At 35.5% G+C, this 21,811-nt stretch carries 19 protein-coding genes and 2 tRNA genes; all 21 read right to left on the bottom strand.

Annotated features, from left to right (window positions below):
- Nucleotides 1-15 precede the first annotated feature (15 nt).
- Complete coding sequence (locus tag Ami3637_RS16130; RefSeq protein WP_162363460.1) at nt 16-690, bottom strand: O-methyltransferase; 675 nt, start codon at nt 688-690, stop codon at nt 16-18.
- Between the two features lie 11 nt (nt 691-701).
- Nucleotides 702-1,751, bottom strand: coding sequence for an endolytic transglycosylase MltG (mltG, locus tag Ami3637_RS16125; RefSeq protein ID WP_162363459.1), 1,050 nt, complete (start codon nt 1,749-1,751; stop codon nt 702-704).
- A 110-nt stretch (nt 1,752-1,861) separates the two neighbouring features.
- Entirely contained in the window at nt 1,862-2,422 is a 561-nt protein-coding gene (efp, locus tag Ami3637_RS16120; RefSeq protein ID WP_162363458.1) for an elongation factor P, read from the bottom strand.
- Between the two features lie 162 nt (nt 2,423-2,584).
- On the bottom strand, nt 2,585-2,926 hold the full coding sequence (locus tag Ami3637_RS16115; protein WP_162363457.1) for a YlbF family regulator: 342 nt from the start codon (nt 2,924-2,926) through the stop codon (nt 2,585-2,587).
- A 3-nt stretch (nt 2,927-2,929) separates the two neighbouring features.
- Entirely contained in the window at nt 2,930-4,609 is a 1,680-nt protein-coding gene (locus Ami3637_RS16110; RefSeq protein WP_162363456.1) for a ribonuclease J, read from the bottom strand.
- Nucleotides 4,610-4,639: 30 nt separating this feature from the next.
- Entirely contained in the window at nt 4,640-7,111 is a 2,472-nt protein-coding gene (leuS, locus tag Ami3637_RS16105) for a leucine--tRNA ligase (RefSeq protein ID WP_162363799.1), read from the bottom strand.
- A 3-nt stretch (nt 7,112-7,114) separates the two neighbouring features.
- Nucleotides 7,115-7,465, bottom strand: a complete 351-nt coding sequence (rsfS, locus tag Ami3637_RS16100; RefSeq protein WP_162363455.1) for a ribosome silencing factor — start codon at nt 7,463-7,465, stop codon at nt 7,115-7,117.
- Nucleotides 7,455-8,039: a bis(5'-nucleosyl)-tetraphosphatase (symmetrical) YqeK gene (gene yqeK / locus Ami3637_RS16095; protein WP_162363454.1), complete on the bottom strand. Its 585-nt coding sequence runs from the start codon at nt 8,037-8,039 to the stop codon at nt 7,455-7,457. Before yqeK ends, rsfS begins: the two co-directional genes overlap by 11 nt.
- Complete coding sequence (gene nadD, locus Ami3637_RS16090; RefSeq protein WP_162363453.1) at nt 8,017-8,619, bottom strand: nicotinate-nucleotide adenylyltransferase; 603 nt, start codon at nt 8,617-8,619, stop codon at nt 8,017-8,019. The genes yqeK and nadD overlap by 23 nt, the downstream gene beginning before the upstream one ends.
- A gap of 27 nt (nt 8,620-8,646) precedes the next feature.
- Entirely contained in the window at nt 8,647-10,413 is a 1,767-nt protein-coding gene (aspS, locus tag Ami3637_RS16085; RefSeq protein ID WP_162363452.1) for an aspartate--tRNA ligase, read from the bottom strand.
- 15 nt (nt 10,414-10,428) lie between these two features.
- On the bottom strand, nt 10,429-11,682 hold the full coding sequence (hisS, locus tag Ami3637_RS16080; RefSeq protein WP_162363451.1) for a histidine--tRNA ligase: 1,254 nt from the start codon (nt 11,680-11,682) through the stop codon (nt 10,429-10,431).
- A 6-nt stretch (nt 11,683-11,688) separates the two neighbouring features.
- The gene (gene hemZ, locus Ami3637_RS16075) at nt 11,689-13,080 is read right to left on the bottom strand and encodes a coproporphyrinogen dehydrogenase HemZ (protein WP_162363450.1); all 1,392 of its coding nucleotides are present in this window, start codon (nt 13,078-13,080) and stop codon (nt 11,689-11,691) included.
- Nucleotides 13,073-13,693, bottom strand: a complete 621-nt coding sequence (locus Ami3637_RS16070; protein ID WP_162363449.1) for an MBL fold metallo-hydrolase — start codon at nt 13,691-13,693, stop codon at nt 13,073-13,075. Before Ami3637_RS16070 ends, hemZ begins: the two co-directional genes overlap by 8 nt.
- A 14-nt stretch (nt 13,694-13,707) precedes the next feature.
- Nucleotides 13,708-14,157 (bottom strand): D-aminoacyl-tRNA deacylase, encoded by a 450-nt coding sequence (dtd, locus tag Ami3637_RS16065; RefSeq protein ID WP_162363448.1) that lies wholly within the window; start codon nt 14,155-14,157, stop codon nt 13,708-13,710.
- A 49-nt stretch (nt 14,158-14,206) separates the two neighbouring features.
- Entirely contained in the window at nt 14,207-16,402 is a 2,196-nt protein-coding gene (locus Ami3637_RS16060) for a RelA/SpoT family protein (protein WP_162363447.1), read from the bottom strand.
- 32 nt (nt 16,403-16,434) lie between these two features.
- Nucleotides 16,435-18,639: a protein translocase subunit SecD gene (secD, locus tag Ami3637_RS16055; protein WP_162363446.1), complete on the bottom strand. Its 2,205-nt coding sequence runs from the start codon at nt 18,637-18,639 to the stop codon at nt 16,435-16,437.
- A gap of 205 nt (nt 18,640-18,844) precedes the next feature.
- Nucleotides 18,845-19,210, bottom strand: a complete 366-nt coding sequence (locus Ami3637_RS16050) for a TIGR04086 family membrane protein (protein WP_162363445.1) — start codon at nt 19,208-19,210, stop codon at nt 18,845-18,847.
- Between the two features lie 121 nt (nt 19,211-19,331).
- Nucleotides 19,332-19,772 (bottom strand): preprotein translocase subunit YajC, encoded by a 441-nt coding sequence (yajC, locus tag Ami3637_RS16045; RefSeq protein ID WP_162363444.1) that lies wholly within the window; start codon nt 19,770-19,772, stop codon nt 19,332-19,334.
- A gap of 61 nt (nt 19,773-19,833) precedes the next feature.
- Nucleotides 19,834-19,920: transfer RNA gene (locus Ami3637_RS16040), tRNA-Leu, on the bottom strand.
- A 70-nt stretch (nt 19,921-19,990) separates the two neighbouring features.
- Nucleotides 19,991-20,072, bottom strand: a tRNA-Leu gene (locus Ami3637_RS16035).
- A 59-nt stretch (nt 20,073-20,131) separates the two neighbouring features.
- Entirely contained in the window at nt 20,132-21,802 is a 1,671-nt protein-coding gene (locus tag Ami3637_RS16030) for an ABC transporter substrate-binding protein (RefSeq protein ID WP_162363443.1), read from the bottom strand.
- Nucleotides 21,803-21,811: the final 9 nt, after the last annotated feature.

Here is a 21,811-nt window from a genome sequence, read left to right as displayed (position 1 = left end):
GTATCCATAATATATTTATTGTAAATCCATAGCTTCCTGATGGAAAATACTGATTGCCAATCCGTCACCTACCGGAATGACACAGGTATGACAATAATCAGCCTGATTAATATACTCTACATATTCCCTCATCCTACGGATATTTGTTTTGTGTTTTCCATGAGTATCATACTCATCGGAAACGGTCATTGCTTTCATAAGTACGTTATCGGATATGATTATAGCGTCTTTACAGACTAACTTTATGGCTGCATCAAAGAAACGTTTATAATGACTCTTGGAAGCGTCAATAAAAACCATGTCAAAGTGTTCACAACCTTCTGTATAAAGCTTTTCTATTATTTCTGTCCCATCTCCCAGATATACAGTGATTCTATCCGATAATCCCAGCTTTTCAATATTTGCCAAAGCCGTTTTGTATGTTTCTTCATTATATTCTATAGTTACTATTTTTGTATCATTATAAATAGTAGCAAAACAGGAAGATGAATATCCAACAGCTGTACCGATTTCCAATATACGTTTTGGCCGATTCATACGAATTAAATTTAAAATCAGGCTTTCAGTATCTTTAAGTATAATTGGGACTTTAGCTTCTTCCGCTTCTTTACGGAGTTGTCCTAATTGTGATGTTAAAGGCTTGTAAAGCTCATCGATATATTGGGTTACTTTATCATTTATAATATTCATAATATTCTCCGCTAAAGTGATTTTATATATGCTTTTTTATTTTTCAGGAATTCTTCATAAGTATTTGAAAACTTATGAGATCCATTTTTTTCAGCGCTAAGCACATAATAATAATAATTGGTATCTGCAGGATATAAAGCTGCTTTTATTGAATCAATTCCCGGTGAACATATTGGTCCAGGAGGAAGCCCAGTATTCTGATAGGTATTGTACGGGGAATTTACCTGTAAATCATTGTAGTCCAGTCTGTCTTTGTGCTCAGGTAATGCATACTGCACCGCTGCATCTATCTGTAAAGGCATATTGATAGCTAATCTGTTATATATAACACTGGCAACTGTGGCTTTTTCTGAGGAAACTAAAGTTTCTTTTTCAATTAAAGAAGCTATGGTAATAATTTTATACATATCATAACCCATTGCAGTTGCTCTGTTGTAATATTCATCTGTTACAAGTTTATCAAATTGTGCCAGCATTTTATTGATAATTTCATGTTCACTGGCAGTTGTGTATATATCATAAGTTTCAGGATATAAAAAACCTTCAAGACGGTTGGCGTTATTAGGTAAAAGAGACATAAACTTATAATTAAAAGTACCATATTGTGCTTCAGACATAAAAGATTCTTTATTAATTAAATTCTTTGCTGCCAGCTTTTCAGCCGTTTCTTTAAGGGTCAAACCCTCCGGAATAGTAAATCTGCCAGTATTTGAATCACCAGATATAATAATCTTCATAATCTGCTCAATTGTCATGGATGGTGAGAGTGAGTATTCCCCTGCCTTATACTTTCCGTCATTTCCATCCATTTTTGATAAGAGTTTAAAATTATTAGCACTGGAAATGATTCTGTTTTTCTGTAGTATCTGGCCGATTGTTCCTGTGCCTGATCCAGGAGGAATATTAACAGCCACCGCTCTAGTATTATTTTTGTCAAATGGTTTTCCTAAATTGCTGACATAATAGAAAATGCTTCCAGTTAGAATAACTACAAGAACTGAAATTATAACTATTATATTAAATATCTTTCCCTTTACCTTACTTTGATTTCTTTTCCCCATAAATGTTTCCTCTTTTGTGTGATAAATTTGTGTTTATTCGCCTAGGATTCTTTTTTAACTAGAAAGGGACGTATAGAACGCCCCTTAGAATAAATTTATTCAGTTTCTGCTTATTTAGCTCTTCCTAAATAGTCGCCTGTTCTTGTATCTATCTGAATAACTTCGCCTTCTTCAATAAAAATAGGAACCTGAATAACTGCACCTGTTTCAACTGTAGCTGCCTTTGTTACATTAGTAGCTGTATCCCCTTTAACACCTGGTTCAGTTTCAGTTACTTTCAGATTTACAAAGTTTGGAGCTTCCACCATAAATGCTGATCCCTTGTAAAATTTAATAGTGGCATCATCATTTTCTCTTAAGTACTTAATAGCTTCTTCCACCTGTTCTTCCATTAGAGGAACCTGTTCAAAAGTTTCCTGATCCATGAAATAATAAAGCTCGCCGTCATTGTATAAGTACTGCATCTGTTTTGTTTCGATGTGAGCTTTAGGGAATTTATCATTTGGGTTGAAAGCTTCTTCTCTTGTTGCTCCAGTAAGAATATTTTTATATTTAGTTCTTACAAATGCTGCGCCTTTACCTGGTTTTACATGTTGGAAATCTAATACAACATGTGGTTCACCATTTAATTCAAAAGTAATACCTTTTCTAAAATCACTTGCGTATAACATATTTTACTCCTTTATAATTAGTGTCTAAATAACTAAAAACCTCAGTTTTTAGAGAATTATTAAGTCTCTTACAGATTTTACGGTATTTATTATACCAAAAGATGTAGCAATTGCCAAGACCTCAATATAAACTCTTACTTTTTTTGGTATTAGCTGATTACCTTATTTATTATTTCCACCAAGATTAATTACTTCTCCTAAGATTTTATAAATATCATTCATCATAAGTGAAAATCTAAGTTCTGCCTGCAGATACTGAGCAGCAAGAGGATCACTCATCATAATCCCATAGAGCTGCTGTATCTGACCAGTAAATTCTTCATCTATTTCCTGACCTAGTATTTGTTTTGTCTGCATTTCCATTTGCTTTGACTGGAAATCATTAATCATTTCAGTTATCTCACTGTTTTGAGAAACTGTAGCTTTCATAGCTTCATACTGTTTTAATTCTTCTGAATCCTTAATTGCTGTAGCCAGGCCTCTGGCTGCATCATATACATTCATTCACTATACCTCCAAGAATATAGGCAGTATTACAGGGCTTCTTTTCGTCTGCTTATAGATAAAGCTTCTAAGATCGTCCCTTACTGCTGATTTAAGCGCATTCCAATCTTTAATGTTTTCTTCACAGCATTTATCAAGTGTATTTGCTACCAGATTTCTTGCCTGTTCAATAAGATTTTCGTTTTCTCTTACATAAACAAACCCTCTGGAAATAATATCAGGACCGGAACATATAGTACCAGATGCTTTATCAATAGCAGCAACTACGATGATAAGACCTGATTCAGAAAGAAGTTTTCTGTCACGAAGTACTATATTTCCTACATCCCCTACACCAAGCCCGTCAACATATACAGCCTGTGAAGGTACTTCCTCTTTAATGATTTCTGCCTTATTAGCAGTTACATTAAGAATATTGCCATTTTCTAAAATAAAGATATTTTCAGGGTCTTTACCAAGACTTTCAGCAATTTGTGCGTGTCTTTTCAAATGTCGGTATTCCCCATGTACAGGCATAAAGAATTTTGGCTTAATCAGAGAATGCATTAATTTTAATTCTTCTTCACAGGCATGGCCTGAAACATGAATATCCGCTATATCTGAATAAATAACTTCGGCACCTTTTTCAAAAAGTTTATTTACAACGTTTGAAACGGTTTTTTCATTTCCTGGAACAGGGCTGGAAGAAAGGATTACCATATCTCCCTTTTTGATGGAAACTGCCTTGTGGTCTGCAGAGGCCATTCTGGCAAGAGCAGACATAGGTTCACCCTGACTTCCGGTAGTTATGATTACAAGTTCTTTATCCGGAATATTTTTCGTTTTATTAATATCCACAAGCACATTGGCAGGTACGTTTAAATAGCCAAGTTCCATGGCAATATTTACTACGTTAACCATACTTCTACCGGATATTGCAACTTTACGGCCAACCATTACTGCATTGTCAATAATTCTCTGGACTCTGTGAACATTTGATGAAAATGTAGCAATAATAATTCGTGCCTCAGAGTTCCTGAAAATATTTTCAAGGGTAATGCCTACCGTTTGCTCTGACATGGAATAACCAGGTCGTGTTGCATTTGTACTATCGCAGAGCATCAGCTGGACTCCTTTGGAACCAAGCTCTGCAAGTCTTGCAAAATCCATAGGTGCTCCGCCTATAGGTGTATAATCAATCTTAAAGTCTCCAGTGTGGAATACTCTTCCTACAGGAGTATCTATACACCAACAGATTGCATCTGCAACAGAATGTGTACTCCTGATGGCCTCTGCATTAAATGCTCCCAGCTGGACCTTGTCTCCATGAGCTACTGTGTTTAAATCAGCCTTTATTCCATGTTCTTTAAGCTTATTTTCCACTAACCCTAAAGTTAATCTTGTTCCATAAATAGGAACATTTATTTGCTTTAGAAGGTAAGGAATAGCTCCTATATGGTCTTCATGACCATGTGTTAATATCATACCCTTTACTTTTTCTTTGTTCTTTACAATGTAAGTAAAATCAGGAATTACGATATCGATTCCGTACATTTCGTCTTCCGGAAAGGACAGTCCACAGTCTATAATCAGTATATCCTCTTTATATTCCAAAACGGTCATGTTTTTACCGATCTCATTTAATCCGCCTATAGGAATAACGCGAAGTGGACTGCCACCCTTTTTATTCGTTCTTTTTCTCATTCTTTCTCCGTTCTACTTTTGCTATGAAATTTATTTTACAACGATATTCAATAGCTTGTTAGGTACTGCAACAACTTTAATAACAGTTTTTCCATCAATTAAAGCTTTTACTTTTTCGTTCTCCATGGCAACTTTTTCAAATGTTGCTTTATCTAAATTGTTTGTTACGTTCATTTTTTCTTTAACTTTTCCGTTTATCTGGATTACGATTTCTACAGTATCTTTTACCATAGCAGCTTCATCATACTTTGGCCAGCTAATTGTATGAACAGATTTATTATGTCCTAAACTCTGCCACATTTCTTCGCAGATATGAGGTGTAAATGGTGATAAAATGAGTACAAGATTTTCAACTGCAGCTTTTAGAAGTCCCAGATTGATATTTTCATTCTCTTTGTATTTATACATTTCATTTACCATTTCCATAATAGAACTGATTGCAGTATTAAAACTAAATCTGCCGCCAACATCTTCAGAAACTTTTTTAATTGTTGTGTTCATTTCAAAAGCTAAAGATTTGTCTTCTTCTGTTTCTAAAATATATGAATCTGGCGCGTGTTCTATAACATCCGCTAGTTCATAGACCAGTCTGTATACTCTGTTAAGGAACCTGTAACTTCCTTCAACACCAGCATCTGACCAATCCAGTTCTCTTTCCGGAGGTGCAGCAAATAAAATAAATAATCTTGCTGTATCTGCTCCGTATTTTTCTATAATCTCTGCAGGGGTTACTACGTTGCCGATGGACTTGGACATTTTCTTTCCATCTTTTATAACCATTCCCTGAGTTAATAGATTTTCAAAAGGTTCTTCATTAGTAGTATATCCAAGATCATAAAGGGCCATCTGGAAAAATCTTGCATACATTAAGTGGAGTATGGCATGTTCTACCCCTCCAATATACTGGTCAACATTCATCCAGTATTTCTGCTTGTCCTTTGAGAAAGCCTCTTTGTCATTTTTTGCATCCGTGTATCTTAAGAAATACCAGGATGAATCAAGAAAAGTATCCATTGTATCCATTTCTCTTCTGGCAGGTTTACCACATTTAGGACAAACGGCTTTTGCAAAAGTCTTGCTTGTTGTAAGTGGGGATTCCCCTCTTCCAGTAAATTCAACATCAGTTGGAAGCATTACAGGAAGGTTTTCTTCTTTTTCAGGCACCCATCCGCAATCATCGCAATAAATCATTGGAATAGGTGTACCCCAGTATCTTTGCCTTGAAATCAGCCAATCTCTAAGTCTGTAATTAATAGATTTCTTTCCGATTCCTTTCTCTTCCAGATAATCAATAATCTTTATGATAGCTTCTTTATTGTTCATTCCAGTAAACATCTCAGAATTAATCATTTTACCTTCTGCAACAAAAGCTTCAGTCAGATTGTTAATATCAATAGAAGGATCCTCGGATTCGACTACAGGTATAATTTCGCAGTCAAACTTTCTGGCGAATTCAAAGTCTCTCTGGTCATGAGCAGGTACGGCCATAATAGCCCCTGTTCCATAATGCATCAGAACATAATCAGAAATGAAAATAGGAACTTTCTTTCCATTCAGAGGATTTATAGCATATCTGCCAATAAATACACCTGTTTTTTCATTTGTAGTAGAGGTTCTCTCAATATCTGATTTGTGCTGGACTTCATCCAGATATTTTTCAACATCCTGTTCTTTTCCACTACCTTTTACCAGCTCTTTTACATATGGGTGCTCCGGAGCAAGTACCATGTAAGTGACACCGTACAGCGTATCCGGTCTGGTTGTAAAGATTTTCAGTTTTTTATCAAATTCATCTACATCAAAATCAACTTCAGCACCAATACTTTTTCCTATCCAGTTTTTCTGCATGATTTTAACCTTGCTTGGCCAACCCTCCAGCTTTTCCAGGTTATCAAGAAGTCTTTCAGCATAATCAGTAATTTTAAAATACCATTGAGATAATTCCTTTTTACCAACTAATGTGCCGCAGCGTTCACAGCTGCCGTCAACAACCTGTTCGTTTGCAAGTACAGTCTGACAGCTTGGACACCAGTTTACTGGATTTTCTTTTTTATAAGCCAGTCCTTTTTTATAGAATTGTATGAAAATCCACTGCATCCATTTATAGTATTCTGGACGGCAGGTTGCAACTTCTCTGTCCCAGTCATAAGCAAACCCCAGTTCTTTTAACTGCTCTGTCATTTCTGCAATATTGTCTGTGGTCCATTTTGCAGGGGCAATTCCATGCTTAATAGCAGCATTTTCTGCAGGAAGACCAAAGGAATCATAACCCATTGGATGCAATACATTAAATCCAGCCATGGTTTTGTATCTTGCAATAACATCACCTATAGAATAATTTCTTACATGTCCCATATGTAATTTCCCTGATGGATATGGAAACATTTCCAATACATAATACTTTTCTTTACTTTCATCTTCAGAAGTAGTAAAAACTTTGTTCTCTTCCCAGTACTTCTGCCATTTTTTCTCAATTTCTCTGAAGTTGTACTTGTCTAACATCAATTAATCCTCCAAATCAAGTTCTAAAAATTCACAATCGCCCCAGACTTTTTCTATATTGTATCTCTGGCGCATTTCAGTAGTCAAAACATTTACTATTACATCACCAAAGTCCATGAGAATCCAGCCAGAACTAGGCTGACCTTCTACACTCTTGGCAAATATCTCGTTTTTTGAAAATTCATCATCAACATCATCACTGAGTGATTTAATCTGTCTTTCACTATTACCGGAAGCTAATATAAAATAATCAGCAAATGAAGACTTAACGCTAATATCAATACATACGATATCCTGTGCCTTTTTTTGGTCTAAAACTTTAGCCGCCAGCAATGCTATTTCTTTACTGTTCATCTACAATCTCCTTTAACCTTTTCATTTCTTTTAAGTAATCTCTTGCTTTTATAGTATCTTCATCCAGAATTGAATTCTGTGACTGAACATAATCAATTGTTCTGGTTAACGATAAAATACAAGCATCATCTAAGTTAACAAATGCTGCTTTCCTTAGTTCCTCAACACCGGGATATTCTCTGTTTGGTTCTATTGCATCAGCTAAATATATAATTTTCTCTAACTTTGACATATTAGGTCTGCCCGTAGTATGATAACTTACAGCATTTAAAATATCTTCATCTGTAATTTCATAATCTTTTGCCATTACAGCAGCTGCAATTTTGCTATGAGCCAAATTGCTGTTGTTCAGATATTTTGAATCCAAATTAAAATGTTTAATATATTGATTCATTTCCTGACCAGATAGTTCTTTGAACATGTCATGGAATAGAACAGCCGTTTCTACTTTTTCTAAATCAGCGCCATATAAAGAAGCTAATTTCAGTGCTGTGTCTTTAACTGCATAAATATGGCGTTTCCTTTTTTCTGATATGTTTTTTTCAATATAATTATTTATATAGTCCGTTTTCATGGATGTACCTTTCTACAGACTCCGGAACAAGATCGATTATACTTTTTCCCATTTTTACCTTTGTTTTAATATCCGTTGAAGATATTGGGAGCTTTTTATTGTTTAATAATACAATATTAGTATTATAAACCTCTCTTATTCTGTCTATACAGCATTTTAATTCTTCTTCTTTATAACCAGGTCTGCTGCCAACAGCAAAGCTGGATTCTTTCAGTAAATCCTCTGCCTTATACCAGAATTCAATACTTAAAAACGAGTCTGTGCCTAAAATAAAGAAAACTTCAGCATTATGGCAGGAAGATTTTATACGCCTTAATGTGTTTACAGTATATGAAATTTCATCGTTTTCAAGCTCTGCATAAGAAATTTCAAAACCCTCTTTTCCCTGTAGTGCCTGCTTCAACATATTTACTCTATGTTTTTCAGAGGTTACTTTTCTATTAAGCTTAAAAGGCTGGCGCTTTGCAGGAAGAAAAATTACTTTTTCCAGGTGTAATTCTTCTTTTGCCTGCAAAGCCAGCTCAATATGGCCTAAATGAACAGGATCAAAGGTTCCTCCGAATATGCCTATTCTTTCCATAACTTCTCCACTCGTGCAGGAATAAATTTAACCCCTTATATTTATACTGAGTTCTTCAAGCTGCTCTTCCGGTACACCTGTAGGGGCATCACTGACCATACACTGTGCTGCCTGGTTTTTAGGGAATGCCATAACTTCACGGATGCTATGTTCTCCTGAAAGTAACATTACCAGTCGGTCAAGACCATAAGCCAGTCCACCATGAGGAGGAGTTCCATATTTAAATGCTTCAAGCAGGAAGCCAAATTTGCTTTCACAAACTTCTTTACTTAATCCAAGCACTTCAAACATTTTAGCCTGAAGGTTTTTATCATGAATTCGTATACTTCCGCCACCCAGTTCAACACCATTTAAGACAATGTCATAGGCCAGTGCTTTAACTTTTCCTGGTTGGGAATCAAGCATTGGTACATCTTCCAGTCTTGGACATGTAAATGGATGATGCATAGCTGAGTAAGAATCCGTTTCATCATCATATTCAAACAGAGGGAAATCAACAACCCAGAGGAAGTTAAACTGTTTATCATCAAGAAGCCCAAGTCTTCCGGCAATTTCTCTTCGAAGGAAGCCCAGAGTATCAAATACAACTTTAGGTTTATCTGCTGCAATAAGAATTAAATCACCAGGCTTTGCATCAAATACAGCAGCAATTTGTGCAAGCTGTTCCTGTGTAAAGAATTTGTTTACAGAAGAATTAATTTCTCCTTCAGACATTCTCATCCATACAAGTCCTTTAGCTCCATAATGCTTTGCAGAATCTGTAAGCTTATCCAGATCTTTTCTGCTAAAGTGATCAGAACCACCATCTATATTAATACCTCTGACGTCACCATTTTTTTCTAATGCATCAGCAAATACCTTAAATTCAGTACCTGCAACTACATCATTCAGTTTTTTCAGCTCAAATCCAAATCTTGTATCTGGTTTATCGCTTCCGTATCTTTCCATTGCTTCATCATAAGGAAGTCTTAAAAATGGAATCTGAATATCTACATTCATGATTTCCTTCATGACTCTCTTTAAGAAACCCTCTTGAATTTCAATAACGTCGTCAACATCCACAAAGGACATTTCAAGGTCAATCTGGGTAAACTCAGGTTGTCTGTCAGCTCGAAGGTCTTCATCTCTAAAGCATTTGGCTATCTGCATATATCTGTCAGCACCGCCTACCATAAGCAACTGTTTAAACAACTGAGGTGATTGGGGTAATGCATAAAATTCCCCTGGATTAACCCTGCTGGGCACCAAATAATCCCTTGCACCTTCTGGCGTTGGTTTATTTAAGATAGGTGTTTCAATTTCAGTAAAACCCTGGCTGTCAAAATAGTCTCTGGCCAGCTTTGTGATATTGTGTCTGAAAGTTAAATTCTTCTGCATTTTAACTTTTCTTAAATCCAGGTATCTATATTTTAATCGTAAATTTTCATCTACATTATCATCATCTTTAATATAAATTGGAGGCGTTTCAGCTTCTGAATAGATAACCAGGTCACTGGCAAATATTTCGATATCTCCTGTAGGAATGTCTTTATTTTTAGACTGTCTTTCCTTTACGATTCCTTTGATACCAACAACATATTCACTTCTCAGGCGGTCAGCTTTTTCAAAAATTTCCTGAGGAATTTTATCATCAAAAACAACCTGGACAATTCCGGTTTTATCTCTTAAATCACAGAAAATAAGACCTCCAAGATTTCTTCTTTTCTGAATCCACCCATTTAATACAACATTTTCATTAATATTGCCTGAATTCAAAACGCCGCACATATGTGTCCTTTTAAAAACATTGCTCATTTTATATCTCCTATCTTACTTTTTTAATTCCTCAATGATTTGGTCTATTCCAACAACTTTTTGCTCTGACGTAGCCATGGTTTTAATAGAAAGCTTGCCTTCGCTAAGTTCGTTATCACCAATTACAATAGTATATTTCGCATTTATTCTGTCTGCATATTTAAACTGACCTTTAAAGTTTCTTGCAAGAAGGTCCATTTCTGCTTTTATTCCTTCCTTCCTGATTTTTCTCATAAGGGAAAGTCCATATTTTTTAGCAGGTTCTCCCATAACAGCAATAAATACATCCACAGGTTCTGGTTCTGGAATAACTATTTCATTAGCCTCCATAGTAAGAAGAAGCCTTTCAATGCCAAGCCCGAAACCTACGCCCGGAGTCGCAGGTCCACCAAGTTCTTCAATAAGATGGTCGTAACGGCCTCCTCCGCACACAGTTCCCTGTGCTCCAATTTTATTGGATACAAATTCAAATGCAGTTTTTGTATAATAGTCCAATCCTCTGACAATACCAGGGTCTACAATAAACTCAACACCCATAGCTGTAAAATCTTCTTTTAGTTCTTCAAAAGCATCTTTGCATTCATCACATAAGTAATCCAGCATAACAGGAGCCCCTTTTCCTAATTCCTGACAGGATTCTGATTTGCAATCCAGGATTCTCAAAGGGTTTCTGTCGTATCTTCCCTTACAGGTATCACATAGCTGATCATACTTTGGTTTTAAAAACTCTCTCAAAGCTGTTCTGTGTTTCTCCCTGCATTTTGGACAGCCTATGCTGTTAATTCTTAATTCTAAATCTTTAATTCCAAGAGAATTTAAGAAATCATACGCAAGACAAATCACTTCTGCATCCGCCATCATATTAGCCGTTCCAAAAACTTCAATCCCTAACTGGTGGAACTCTCTGAGCCTGCCGGATTGAGGCTTTTCATACCTGAAACAAGGTATATCATAATACATTTTTGTAGGCTGGACTTCAGCAAACAACTTATGTTCAACAAAAGCTCTTACAACAGGTGATGTTCCCTCTGGCTTTAAAGTAATACTTCTTTTTGCATAATCATCGAAAGTATACATTTGTTTTTCTACTATATCAGTAGTATCGCCAACACCTCTTGTAAATAATTCAGTATGTTCAAAAATAGGAGTCCTAACTTCCTTAAATCCATATCTTTGACATATATCAGCAAAAGCTTTTTCAACAAAATGCCATTTGTACACCTGATTCGGCATAACGTCCTTCGTGCCTTTTGGCGCATTTGTTAACATTAAAAACTACCTCCTAAATAAATTGTCATCTTTCCTTTGTAACATTTCGTTCAATCTTGATATATATATTTCAAAATTTGAGACATTTGGAACTCTTTCCAGTCGGTTCTCATCCGGATAATAAACTTTTGATATTCCTCCAGCACCAAGTGCAACAATGGTCTGGTGCTCTTCCATTATCCTTATATTATAAATGCCCTCACAGCCTTTTTTTGAGTAACCTACATTTTCCAAGCTACCCGCCATATGTTTCTGCCTGTAAAGATAATATGGCTTATAATTGTTTTTATAAAGCTTGTCTTTCGATAAGGCCAGCATATTTTTAACTGTAAGAGCCTGTTTATAATGAAATTCTTTATCTATATCAATCAACCTGGAAGCTCTTTTTACAGCTAAAGTATGTACTGTAATGTTTTCAGCTCCCAGTTCTATAATCGTATTAATGGTATTTTCAAAATCCTGAAGAGTTTCTTCAGGAAGCCCGGCAATAATATCTGTGTTAATGATGGAAATTCCAACATTTCTTGCCATATCAAATGCTTTAATGATATCATTGCTGTTATGGGAACGACCTATTAATTCCAAGGTACTGTCTTTCATGGTCTGTGGATTTATACTGATTCTGCTGATACCATGATTTTTTAATACCTCAAGTTTTTCCAGTGTTATAGTATCAGGTCTTCCGGCTTCTACTGTAAATTCTCTGGTTTTACTTAAATCATATGCATGTTTAATCTCAGTTAATAGCTTGTCCAGTTGTTCTGCAGTAAGTGTGGTAGGGGTCCCACCACCTATATATACTGATTCCGGGTACATACCTGTCTGAGCCATTTTTCTGCCAGTATGTCTGATTTCTTCATGCAAAGCATCCATATATTCCTGGATTTTAGCAGGTTGTGACTGATTAGAAGTAAAAGAACAGTATAAACATCTGGTTGGGCAGAAAGGTATACCTATATAAAGCCCAATGGCATCTGGCACAGGTTCATTCAATATTTCCTTTTGGGTTTGGTATGTGCTGCAAATTAAGGAAATTTTTTCATCGTCAAAAAGATAAAAATTTTTAAGCTTGTCTATGACCTGTTCCATAGAACCCAGCTTATTAATAAGTTCCCCTACAAGTTTAACCGGCCTGACCCCGGTATGGATACCCCATTCAGGTCTTACCCCGGTTAAATCCCTTAATTTTTCATACAACATCCGTTTAAGGGCATTACTTTCCCTTTCATTAAATTCCAGTAACTGATGAAAATAAAAATTTGACTCTTCGTTGGTACTGTTTTCCTTATCTTTGTCCGAGTCACAAAACAACAAATATTCTTCCGGTCTTAGAAAAATTTTGATTAACTCGTCATATTCATATTTATTTGTTATCCCATTTAATATTATTTTATACAAAGGGATTGCTCCTCTTTTCCAGACCTATATTTGTAGAACCCATATGACCAGGGTAAACGACTGTATCTTCTGGGAGAGTAAACAGTTTCGTATGAATGGAATTTTTTAATTGAGGGAATGAACCTCCTGGAAAATCCGTTCGGCCAATAGACTGCTGGAATAAAGTGTCGCCACTAAATAACACATTTTCTACTGAGATACACATGCCTCCCGGCGTATGACCTGGGGTATAAAGGAATTTAAGGGTCAGATTACCAATTTGAAGTGTATCATTATCATTAACCCAGATATCTGCCTCAAGACCTATATTCATGCCGCAGCAGTCCCGGGACATATTTAATACAGGGTTTGCAAGAAAATCTTTCTCATGGATGCAGGCTACTAACTTGGCATTTGGAAACAAAGAAAGATAGTCTTTAACTCCGCCAATATGGTCACCGTGGCCATGTGTAAGAATGATATATTCAATATCACAAAAATCCTTTTTAATAAGCGTCTCCATTTTAGGACTAAAACCTCCGGGATCCACAATGAAACCTTTATTGGTATGTTCATCCCTGACATAATAAGTATTTACACCCAGTGCTCCACTTGGAATACAATTAATCTGCATATACCCTCCATCTGTTAAAACAATTTTTTGCTGTCAAGCAATATAGTAACCGGACCATCATTGTTAATTCTTACAAGCATATCAGCCTGAAATACACCTTCACCCGTAATAATGCCTTTGGCTTTTATCTGCCTGACAAACTCATCATAAAGTTCTTTTGCCAGTTCTGGTCTGGCTGCTTTAATAAAACTTGGCCGCTTACCTTTTCTGGCATCCCCAAATAAAGTAAATTGAGAAACTGCCAGTACTTCACCTCCCACATCAACTAAGGAGAGGTTCATTTTTTCATCTTCATCTTCAAAAACTCTTAAGCCAGACACTTTGTCTACGATATAAGTAACGTCTTTTATATCATCGGTATCTTCTACGCCTAACAGCACAACAAAACCTTTTTTTATTGCTCCAGTAACCGTTCCATTTACAGTTACATCAGCATCTGTTACCCTTTGTACAACTGCTCTCATCTCGCCTCCAAACCGCTAAAGTTGACATAATAATTTTATGGTTGATATATTATGTTATAGCTCTATATACATCAGCTACTCCAGGAACATTCCTTAAAGAACGTAATACTTTTTCCATTTGATTCGTGTTGGAAATAGATAATGTCATAGTAATATTTATAATCTGATCTTTGGCACTTTTTGCATTTACACCAGTAATATGAACGTCCATATCTTCGCAGATTCTTGACAAATCTGAAAAAAGTCCCTTACGATCTTCTGAGAGTATGCAAATATCAGCATTATACGACTTACTGTCTTCATTTGCATCCCATTCAACTTCAATAAATCTGCTTCTTTCCACCTCAGGCATCGTCAGTATATTTACACAGTCTTTTCTATGTACAGATATACCACGACCTTTGGTTATAAAACCTACAATTTCATCTCCAGGGACAGGATTGCAGCATTTGGAAAAGCGAATAAGAAGATTATCAACGCCTTTTACAGATACTCCTGTCTGGTTTTTATCTTTATTCTGTTTTTTCTTCTTCTCGTTTACAGTAATGTTAGTTATGTCATTTTCACTTTTCTTAAGTTCTTCCTGCTTTTCTTCATGAAAATAACTAATAAGATTGATGGCTACTCTCCCTAAGAAGGCTCCGCCATAGCTTACCTGAGTATATAAATCATCATGGGAAGTCAGATTAAAACTTTTTACCAGTCTGTTTATATAGGAATTTTTCATTACCTGAATTGGGTCATAACCTTTTTTCCTCAAGTATTTTTCTAAAAGTTCTTTCCCCTTTTCAACATTATCAGACTTATTTTCCTTCTTTAAAAAGCTTCTGATCTTATTTCTGGCATGGCTGCTTTTCGCGATTTTCAGCCAGTCAGTACTCGGTCCTTTAGAATTTGAAGAAGTAACAATCTCAACAATATTACCGTTTTCAAGCCTGTGATCAATAGGTACCATTTTCCCGTTCACTTTGGCTCCAACACATTTATACCCTACAGCAGAGTGAATTTTAAAAGCAAAGTCTAAAGGCGTGGAACCTGCAGGCAATTCTATAACATCGCCCCCAGGAGTAAAAACAAATACCTGGCTTGCAAACAAATCTACCTTAAGGGTTTCCATAAACTCTTTTGGGTCATTCATTTCTTTTTGCCATTCAAGAGTCTGCCTCAGCCATGCCAGCTTTACTTCTTCACCGTTCATTTCTTTGGAAGATATACCTTCTTTATATTTCCAGTGTGCAGCAATACCGAGCTCTGCAACTTTATGCATGTCATAAGTTCTTATCTGAATTTCAAAAGGATCACCATTATCTCCTATAACTGTAGTATGCAAAGACTGATACATATTAGGCTTTGGCATGGCGATATAATCTTTAAATCTTCCAGGTATAGGCTTCCACATGGTATGGACTACACCAAGTACAGCGTAACAATCCTTTATTGTGTCAACGATGATTCTTACAGCAGTTAAATCAAATATTTCATCAATTTGTTTATGCTGGTATTTCATTTTCTTATATATGCTGTAAAAATGCTTTGACCTTCCATTAATGTCATAGTGAATTTTTAGATCATCCAGACTGTTTCGTATTTCATCAATTACCTGATTTATTACTTCTTCTCGTTCTTCTTTTTTTGCTTTTACTGCATTTACTAATTCATAATATGCATCTTTGTCAAGACATTTCAGTGCAATATCTTCCAGTTCAAATTTCATGGTATAAATACCTAGTCTGCTTGCAAGGGGTGCATATATCTCCAGGGTTTCTTTACATTTATCTATAATCTTATTTTCATTCATGTAATTAATCGTTCTAAGATTATGGAGTCTGTCGGCTAATTTTATAATTAGTACCCGGATATCTTTAGACATGGCCAAAAACATTTTTCTGAGGTTTTCGGCCTGTCTTTCTTCTTTACTTTCAAAAACAATGGAACTGAGCTTTGTTACTCCATCAACCAGTAACAGCACTTCTTCTCCAAATTCTTCTTTAAGTTGTTCTTTTGTATATGGAGTATCTTCAACGACATCATGAAGCAGACCTGCGACAATAGTATTCTCATCCATACCGATTTCAGCTAATATTTTTGCAACTGCCATTGGATGGATTAGATACGGTTCTCCAGATTTTCTAAGTTGTCCTTCATGCATTTCTTCTGCTTTTTTATAAGCTTTGCTTATTAACTCTACATCATAGTGTGGGTTAATAGCTAAAAGGTCGTTTAAAAATTGTTCCATACTTAACATGTAATCTTCCTTTAACTGCGATATTATTTAGACTATTTTTTGTATTTCTTTCCTTTATTTTTAGCATTACCTGATAAATTACACAATTCGTAATAAATCGGGCTGCACATAAATATGGATGACATGGTTCCTACTACTACACCTACAAAAAGTGGCAGCATAAATTCTCTGATTGAATTTGAAGCCAGAATAAACAGAGGAATCATAACTACTAACACTGTTGATGAAGTCATGATGGAACGTCCAAGGGTTTCATTTATACTATAGTCAATTAATTCTTCCAGTTTATTCTTTTTCATTATTCCCAGATTTTCTCTGATTCGGTCAAATATTACAATGGTATCATTCATAGAATAACCTAAAACAGTCAGAATACCTGCGATAAATGGATTGTTTATGGTTACATGGAAAATTCCATATAATGCAATAACAGTTAATACATCATGCAATACACCTGCAATAGCAGCAACACCGAATCTCCATTCGAATCTGAAGTTGATATAAATTAACATGGCTATACAGGAAATGATTACTGCTTTAACCGCATTTGTACGTAAATCTTTACCTACAGATGGACCAAACTGTTCAACAGTTAAAACATTCTTTTCTGTAATACCGAAGTCTTTATTAAATTGTGCGATAACCTTATTTCTGTCTGCATTATCCAGTGAAGACATGGTTTTAATAATAATCTCAGAATTGTCTTTTCCTGCATACACCAGTTCAGATGCCTTAATGCCAACTGCCTGTAAAGACTTATCAACATTATTTAAGTTTACCTGCTTTTCCATATTAATCTGCATCATAGTACCGCCTGTAAAGTCAATACCATAATTGTATCCTCTTATACCACCTACAATAAGTCCAGTTATAATTACACAAGCTGCGATGATATAATATACTTTTCTGTATTTTATAAAGTAAAACTGTTTCTTAATATAATGCTTTGGAGTATTATCTTCATTCATGCCATAATATTTTTTTGCACTCCAATGTTTTGACTCGCTGCTTAAAGTTAAGAACAGCTGCGTAACAACAGTTGCAGTAAACAGACTTGCGATGATACCAAGAAGAAGCGTAATAGCAAATCCTCTAACAGGACCTGTACCAAGCTGATATAACACGATAGATGCAATAATTGTTGTACAGTGTGAGTCTATAATCGTATTTAAAGCTCTTCTAAAACCAGAGTGCACTGCAACTCTTACAGATTTTCCAGCGGCAATTTCTTCTCTGATTCTGGTGAAAATAATAACATTGGCGTCAACGGCCATACCTACTGAAAGAATAAAGCCTCCAATACCCGGCAAGGTTAAAACAGTTCCCATAAGTCCCATGGACCAAAGAACAAGTATAACATAAAGTAGTAAAGCTATATTAGCTGCAAGACCCATGATTCCATAAAATGCAAGCATTATAAAGATAATTAATCCGATTGCTATAATACCTGCAATTACACTCATTTCAAAGGCATTATAACCAATTGTTGCAGATTGTGTTGAAGTGTTAACTTCTTGTAGGGCTACAGGTAATGATCCTCCTCTGATTAAAGCAGAAAGATTTGTTGCTTCCTCCTGAGGGAAACCACCCGTTCCTCCAGTTATAATAGCCTGTCCGTTCTGAATAACGGAGTTTACTACTGGAGCTGAAATAATCTTATTATCTAAGACAATAGCAATAGCTCTTGAATCCACTCCTTTTATTGTAGACTGTACACTGCCGGATAGTGCCTTTTGTGTAGCCTGTGCGAAAGCTTCTGTACCATCTTTATCAAACTTAAGTGAAACAGCATATCCACCATTCTGTTTGTCAGATTCAATACCGGCATCCTTGACCATACCACCATCAAGAACTTTAGTTCCATCAGCTAAGAAGAACTGTAGCTGAGCAGTTTTACCAATCTGTTTGATGGCTTCATCTGCATCTTCTGCTCCTGGCAGTTCAATTCTGATTCTCTTTTGACCTTCAATGGTTACGATTGGTTCTGAAAGACCCATCTGGTTTACTCTCTGCTCGATTACAGCCTGAGTCTGCTCCATTAACTTTTTCAAATTGTCACCAGTGGCGTTTGTTTTTGCTTCCATTACTACATAAACACCACCCTCGATGTCAAGGCCCAGCTTTATTTTATCTTTAATTGATGGTATAGGCCCTGCTCCCCATATGGTGATTGCCCATCCCAGTACAATAATAATAATTGTAAAGACTGCTAAAGCTTTTTTCATTTGTGCGCTCATTTTATTTTTCCCCTCTATTTTTGTAAATTTGTATCATACAAGCTGCACCGCCGTATGATATAATGCTGATTTCCTTAGGCAAAGCCAGATTAAGGAAAATCAACATTATATAAAATACTATACCTAGTATTTATAATCAAAAAGTACTTCATACTATTTTACTACTTTTTGAGCATTTCTACAAGTATTAATCACTGCAAAATCGCTATTTTTTAGCATTTACACCTATTATGCCACCGATACCTCCCACTGCCACAGGAAACAGATATTGTGGATTGAAGCTATTTAATGTTAAATCTTGAAAATAAGTACAGTTTATGGTGAAAATAATAAAAAACACAAAGATACCCGATAATCCTATTGCTGACAGAAGTCCTTTCCTTCCAATTAATTTTCCTGAAAAAATCCCTAAAAACAAGGTCGCAGCACACATTGCCGTAATCAGATAATAGACTGATAAATTCTCAGGGGTTGATGTGAATTTTATAAAAAGTGTAATTACAGCTGTTAGAATAAAAAATATGATAAAAGCAATCAGGTAACCTTTTAGTAATTTATAAACATAGTTCATGGCATTCCCTCCTCATTATATACAAGATTTCAATGTAGATATCTATATAAGTATATTGATTTTTAAAGGAAATCAGAACAAAAAAAAGCCCCTGTAACATTACAGGGGCCATAAAAAACTTTTATTTTTCAGTTTCTTCTTCAGTTAACGGACTTTCCTGAGCTGTATTTTCTTCCACAGCAGGAACTTCTGCGCTATCTTCTTCTGTCTTTTTCAGTCTTTTAGGAAGTGACTTTTTAGGAGCTTCTTCAGTTTCTTCAACAGGCTTTGATTTCTTTGAAGAATTCTTTGATTCATCCCTGTTGACTACTTTAGAAATAGACCACTTCATCATTTCAAATTTAAGCTTTTCTGCTCCAACCTGAATAACAATGGTTTCATCTTTAACTTTAACGACTTTTCCGCAAATACCGCCAATAGTAATAATTTCATCTCCAGCCTTAATGCTGTTCCTCATTTCGTTGACAGTTTTTTCCTTTTTCTTTTGTGGTCGTATTAATAAAAAATACATGATTACTATTAATAGGACAAAAGGCAATAAATTTTGGTATAACGATCCCATTTCGTAACTCCTCCTTGTGTAATATCTAAAATCTAAATACGATTAACTTGTTATATAAAAATGGTGCCGGCGATGGGGGTCGAACCCATACGGTGTTGCCACCACGGGATTTTGAGTCCCGCACGTCTGCCAATTCCATCACGCCGGCGCATTGTTATAAATATATCATAATTCTAATCTGATTTCAAGTACAAAATATATCATTTTGCACTATTAAATGGTGCGCCCGACCAGACTCGAACTGGTACGATTGCTCACACGCCCCTCAAACGTGCGCGTCTGCCATTCCGCCACGGGCGCAAACCATAAATCACGAAGAATATAATACCATAATTATATAAAAAAGTAAATAGTTTGTCTTATTGATTTTCAGAATTATTATTCACAGCTGAATCAACCACCTTAGGAGTTTCAGCCACAGGGTATTTGCAATACCAGCTTTGGCAGCCATTATAAAAATTGTTGAACATAAAACTATTGTTATTTCCCTTTAAACTTTCTGCTGTCAGTGCACCGTAAGTTTTATAAATAATACAATAATATGGTAGTTCATCGCTGAGTATGCTTTTTATGGCTTTTACATCTTCTATTTTCTGATCCTGTGTTATTCCAGATTTTAATTTATCCAAAAGCCTGTCAACTTTTTTATTGGAATAACCAATTATATTATTATAATCGGAATGGAGAAAGCTTCTTAAATCGTATGTTTCATTAATTTTCATGCCGCCTACAAATATATCATAATCTTTTGCATGTAATTTATTGTTAAAATCATCTGAATCTGTAGCGTAAATAATACGGCTGGAAACAGACAGTTTATCCAGTGATGCCTTTATAGCTTCAGCAACCATCTTTCTGCTTTGATCTGCACCATTCACAAGAATTGATACTGTAAGCTCATTGTTGTTTTTATCTTCTAAATATCCATTTCCGTCTTTATCAAGGTAATTTGCCGAAGCCAGCAGCTTTGCCGCCTTCTTTAAGTCAAATTTATAATGATCACCAGTATTTTTTATTCCTAAATACCCTGGGAAATATATACTGTCACAGGCTATTCCATTTTTATAGTAGGCCGTTTCATTTAAAGATTTTGTATCAATGGCATAAGCTATTGCCTGGCGAACCTTTTTATCAGCCATAGCTTCCTTGGTAAAATTATATCCCACAACTTCAACTTCATTAGAAGCAAAATTTTTAGAGTTAATTTTTTTATCTGAAATAAGAGTATTTCTTGATAACGCTTCTAAACAGCCCGTGGAGATATTATTTACTTCCAGCAAAGGAATAACATCGTTTTTCTCAGGCAAAACAGTGAAAGACAAAGCATTCGTTGGTTTTTCACCATTATAATAATCATTTGCAACTAAATCCAGTTTAGAGATGTCATTATAATTTTCGATGGCATAAGGACCAGATCCAACAGGTATAAAATCTGTTGAGACCACCTTGGATGCCTGATATTTACCGAAATTTCTCTCTGAAACAATAGGAAATACAAAGTTTTCCATTGAGACGTCGCTTTTATTCTTAAAATTAACCACAACAGAATATTTGTCATTTCTTTCAACAGATACTGACTGAATATTTGCAACATAGCTACCATAAATTGTATTGCCGGATGCAGCAGCAGCTATATAATTATCAATAGAATATTTAACATCTTCCCCAGTTACATTGCTCCCATTACTAAAATAAGAATCTGTTTTTATAGTGATGGTCACGGAGTCTTTATCTGGTGAATAGCTGTAACTGCTGGCAAGGCCATTGGTTAAAGAGAGATTGTTGTCCAGATAAAACAAACTTTCAAAGACTAGTTTGCTTATTTGATACGTATCTGAATCTTTTGATGTGACCGGATTGAGGGTTCTGACTTTCTCCATAGGTAGTTTAATTGTTTGGGATTCTGTATAAACTACTTTTTCCTTATTTGATTTATTTAATAAATTATATACCTGACCATGCTGGCTATATATAATGATTCCTGCCAGAATAATTATAGCTACACTTATAATTAATACTTTCTTTACCATTTTTTTATT

Source organism: Aminipila terrae (assembly GCF_010120715.1).
In the GTDB taxonomy this organism is placed as follows: Bacteria; Bacillota; Clostridia; order Peptostreptococcales; family Anaerovoracaceae; genus Aminipila; species Aminipila terrae.
The sequence above is the reverse complement of the archived record's forward strand: the minus strand, read 5'-3'. Positions and strand labels throughout refer to the sequence as shown.

Excerpts from the sequence above, each read along its gene's own strand:
- aspS (WP_162363452.1), bottom strand. The coding sequence starts at position 10,413 with ATGAGCAATGTTTTTAAAAGGACACATATGTGCGGCGTTTTGAATTCA.
- efp (WP_162363458.1), bottom strand. The coding sequence starts at position 2,422 with ATGTTATACGCAAGTGATTTTAGAAAAGGTATTACTTTTGAATTAAAT.
- Ami3637_RS16115 (WP_162363457.1), bottom strand. The coding sequence starts at position 2,926 with ATGAATGTATATGATGCAGCCAGAGGCCTGGCTACAGCAATTAAGGAT.
- yajC (WP_162363444.1), bottom strand. The coding sequence starts at position 19,772 with ATGGGATCGTTATACCAAAATTTATTGCCTTTTGTCCTATTAATAGTA.
- Ami3637_RS16060 (WP_162363447.1), bottom strand. The coding sequence starts at position 16,402 with ATGTTAAGTATGGAACAATTTTTAAACGACCTTTTAGCTATTAACCCA.
- Ami3637_RS16070 (WP_162363449.1), bottom strand. The coding sequence starts at position 13,693 with ATGCAGATTAATTGTATTCCAAGTGGAGCACTGGGTGTAAATACTTAT.
- mltG (WP_162363459.1), bottom strand. The coding sequence starts at position 1,751 with ATGGGGAAAAGAAATCAAAGTAAGGTAAAGGGAAAGATATTTAATATA.
- Ami3637_RS16130 (WP_162363460.1), bottom strand. The coding sequence starts at position 690 with ATGAATATTATAAATGATAAAGTAACCCAATATATCGATGAGCTTTAC.
- dtd (WP_162363448.1), bottom strand. The coding sequence starts at position 14,157 with ATGAGAGCAGTTGTACAAAGGGTAACAGATGCTGATGTAACTGTAAAT.
- yqeK (WP_162363454.1), bottom strand. The coding sequence starts at position 8,039 with ATGAAAACGGACTATATAAATAATTATATTGAAAAAAACATATCAGAA.
- Ami3637_RS16030 (WP_162363443.1), bottom strand. The coding sequence starts at position 21,802 with ATGGTAAAGAAAGTATTAATTATAAGTGTAGCTATAATTATTCTGGCA.
- nadD (WP_162363453.1), bottom strand. The coding sequence starts at position 8,619 with ATGGAAAGAATAGGCATATTCGGAGGAACCTTTGATCCTGTTCATTTA.
- secD (WP_162363446.1), bottom strand. The coding sequence starts at position 18,639 with ATGAGCGCACAAATGAAAAAAGCTTTAGCAGTCTTTACAATTATTATT.
- rsfS (WP_162363455.1), bottom strand. The coding sequence starts at position 7,465 with ATGAACAGTAAAGAAATAGCATTGCTGGCGGCTAAAGTTTTAGACCAA.
- Ami3637_RS16050 (WP_162363445.1), bottom strand. The coding sequence starts at position 19,210 with ATGAACTATGTTTATAAATTACTAAAAGGTTACCTGATTGCTTTTATC.
- hisS (WP_162363451.1), bottom strand. The coding sequence starts at position 11,682 with ATGTTAACAAATGCGCCAAAAGGCACGAAGGACGTTATGCCGAATCAG.
- leuS (WP_162363799.1), bottom strand. The coding sequence starts at position 7,111 with ATGTTAGACAAGTACAACTTCAGAGAAATTGAGAAAAAATGGCAGAAG.
- Ami3637_RS16110 (WP_162363456.1), bottom strand. The coding sequence starts at position 4,609 with ATGAGAAAAAGAACGAATAAAAAGGGTGGCAGTCCACTTCGCGTTATT.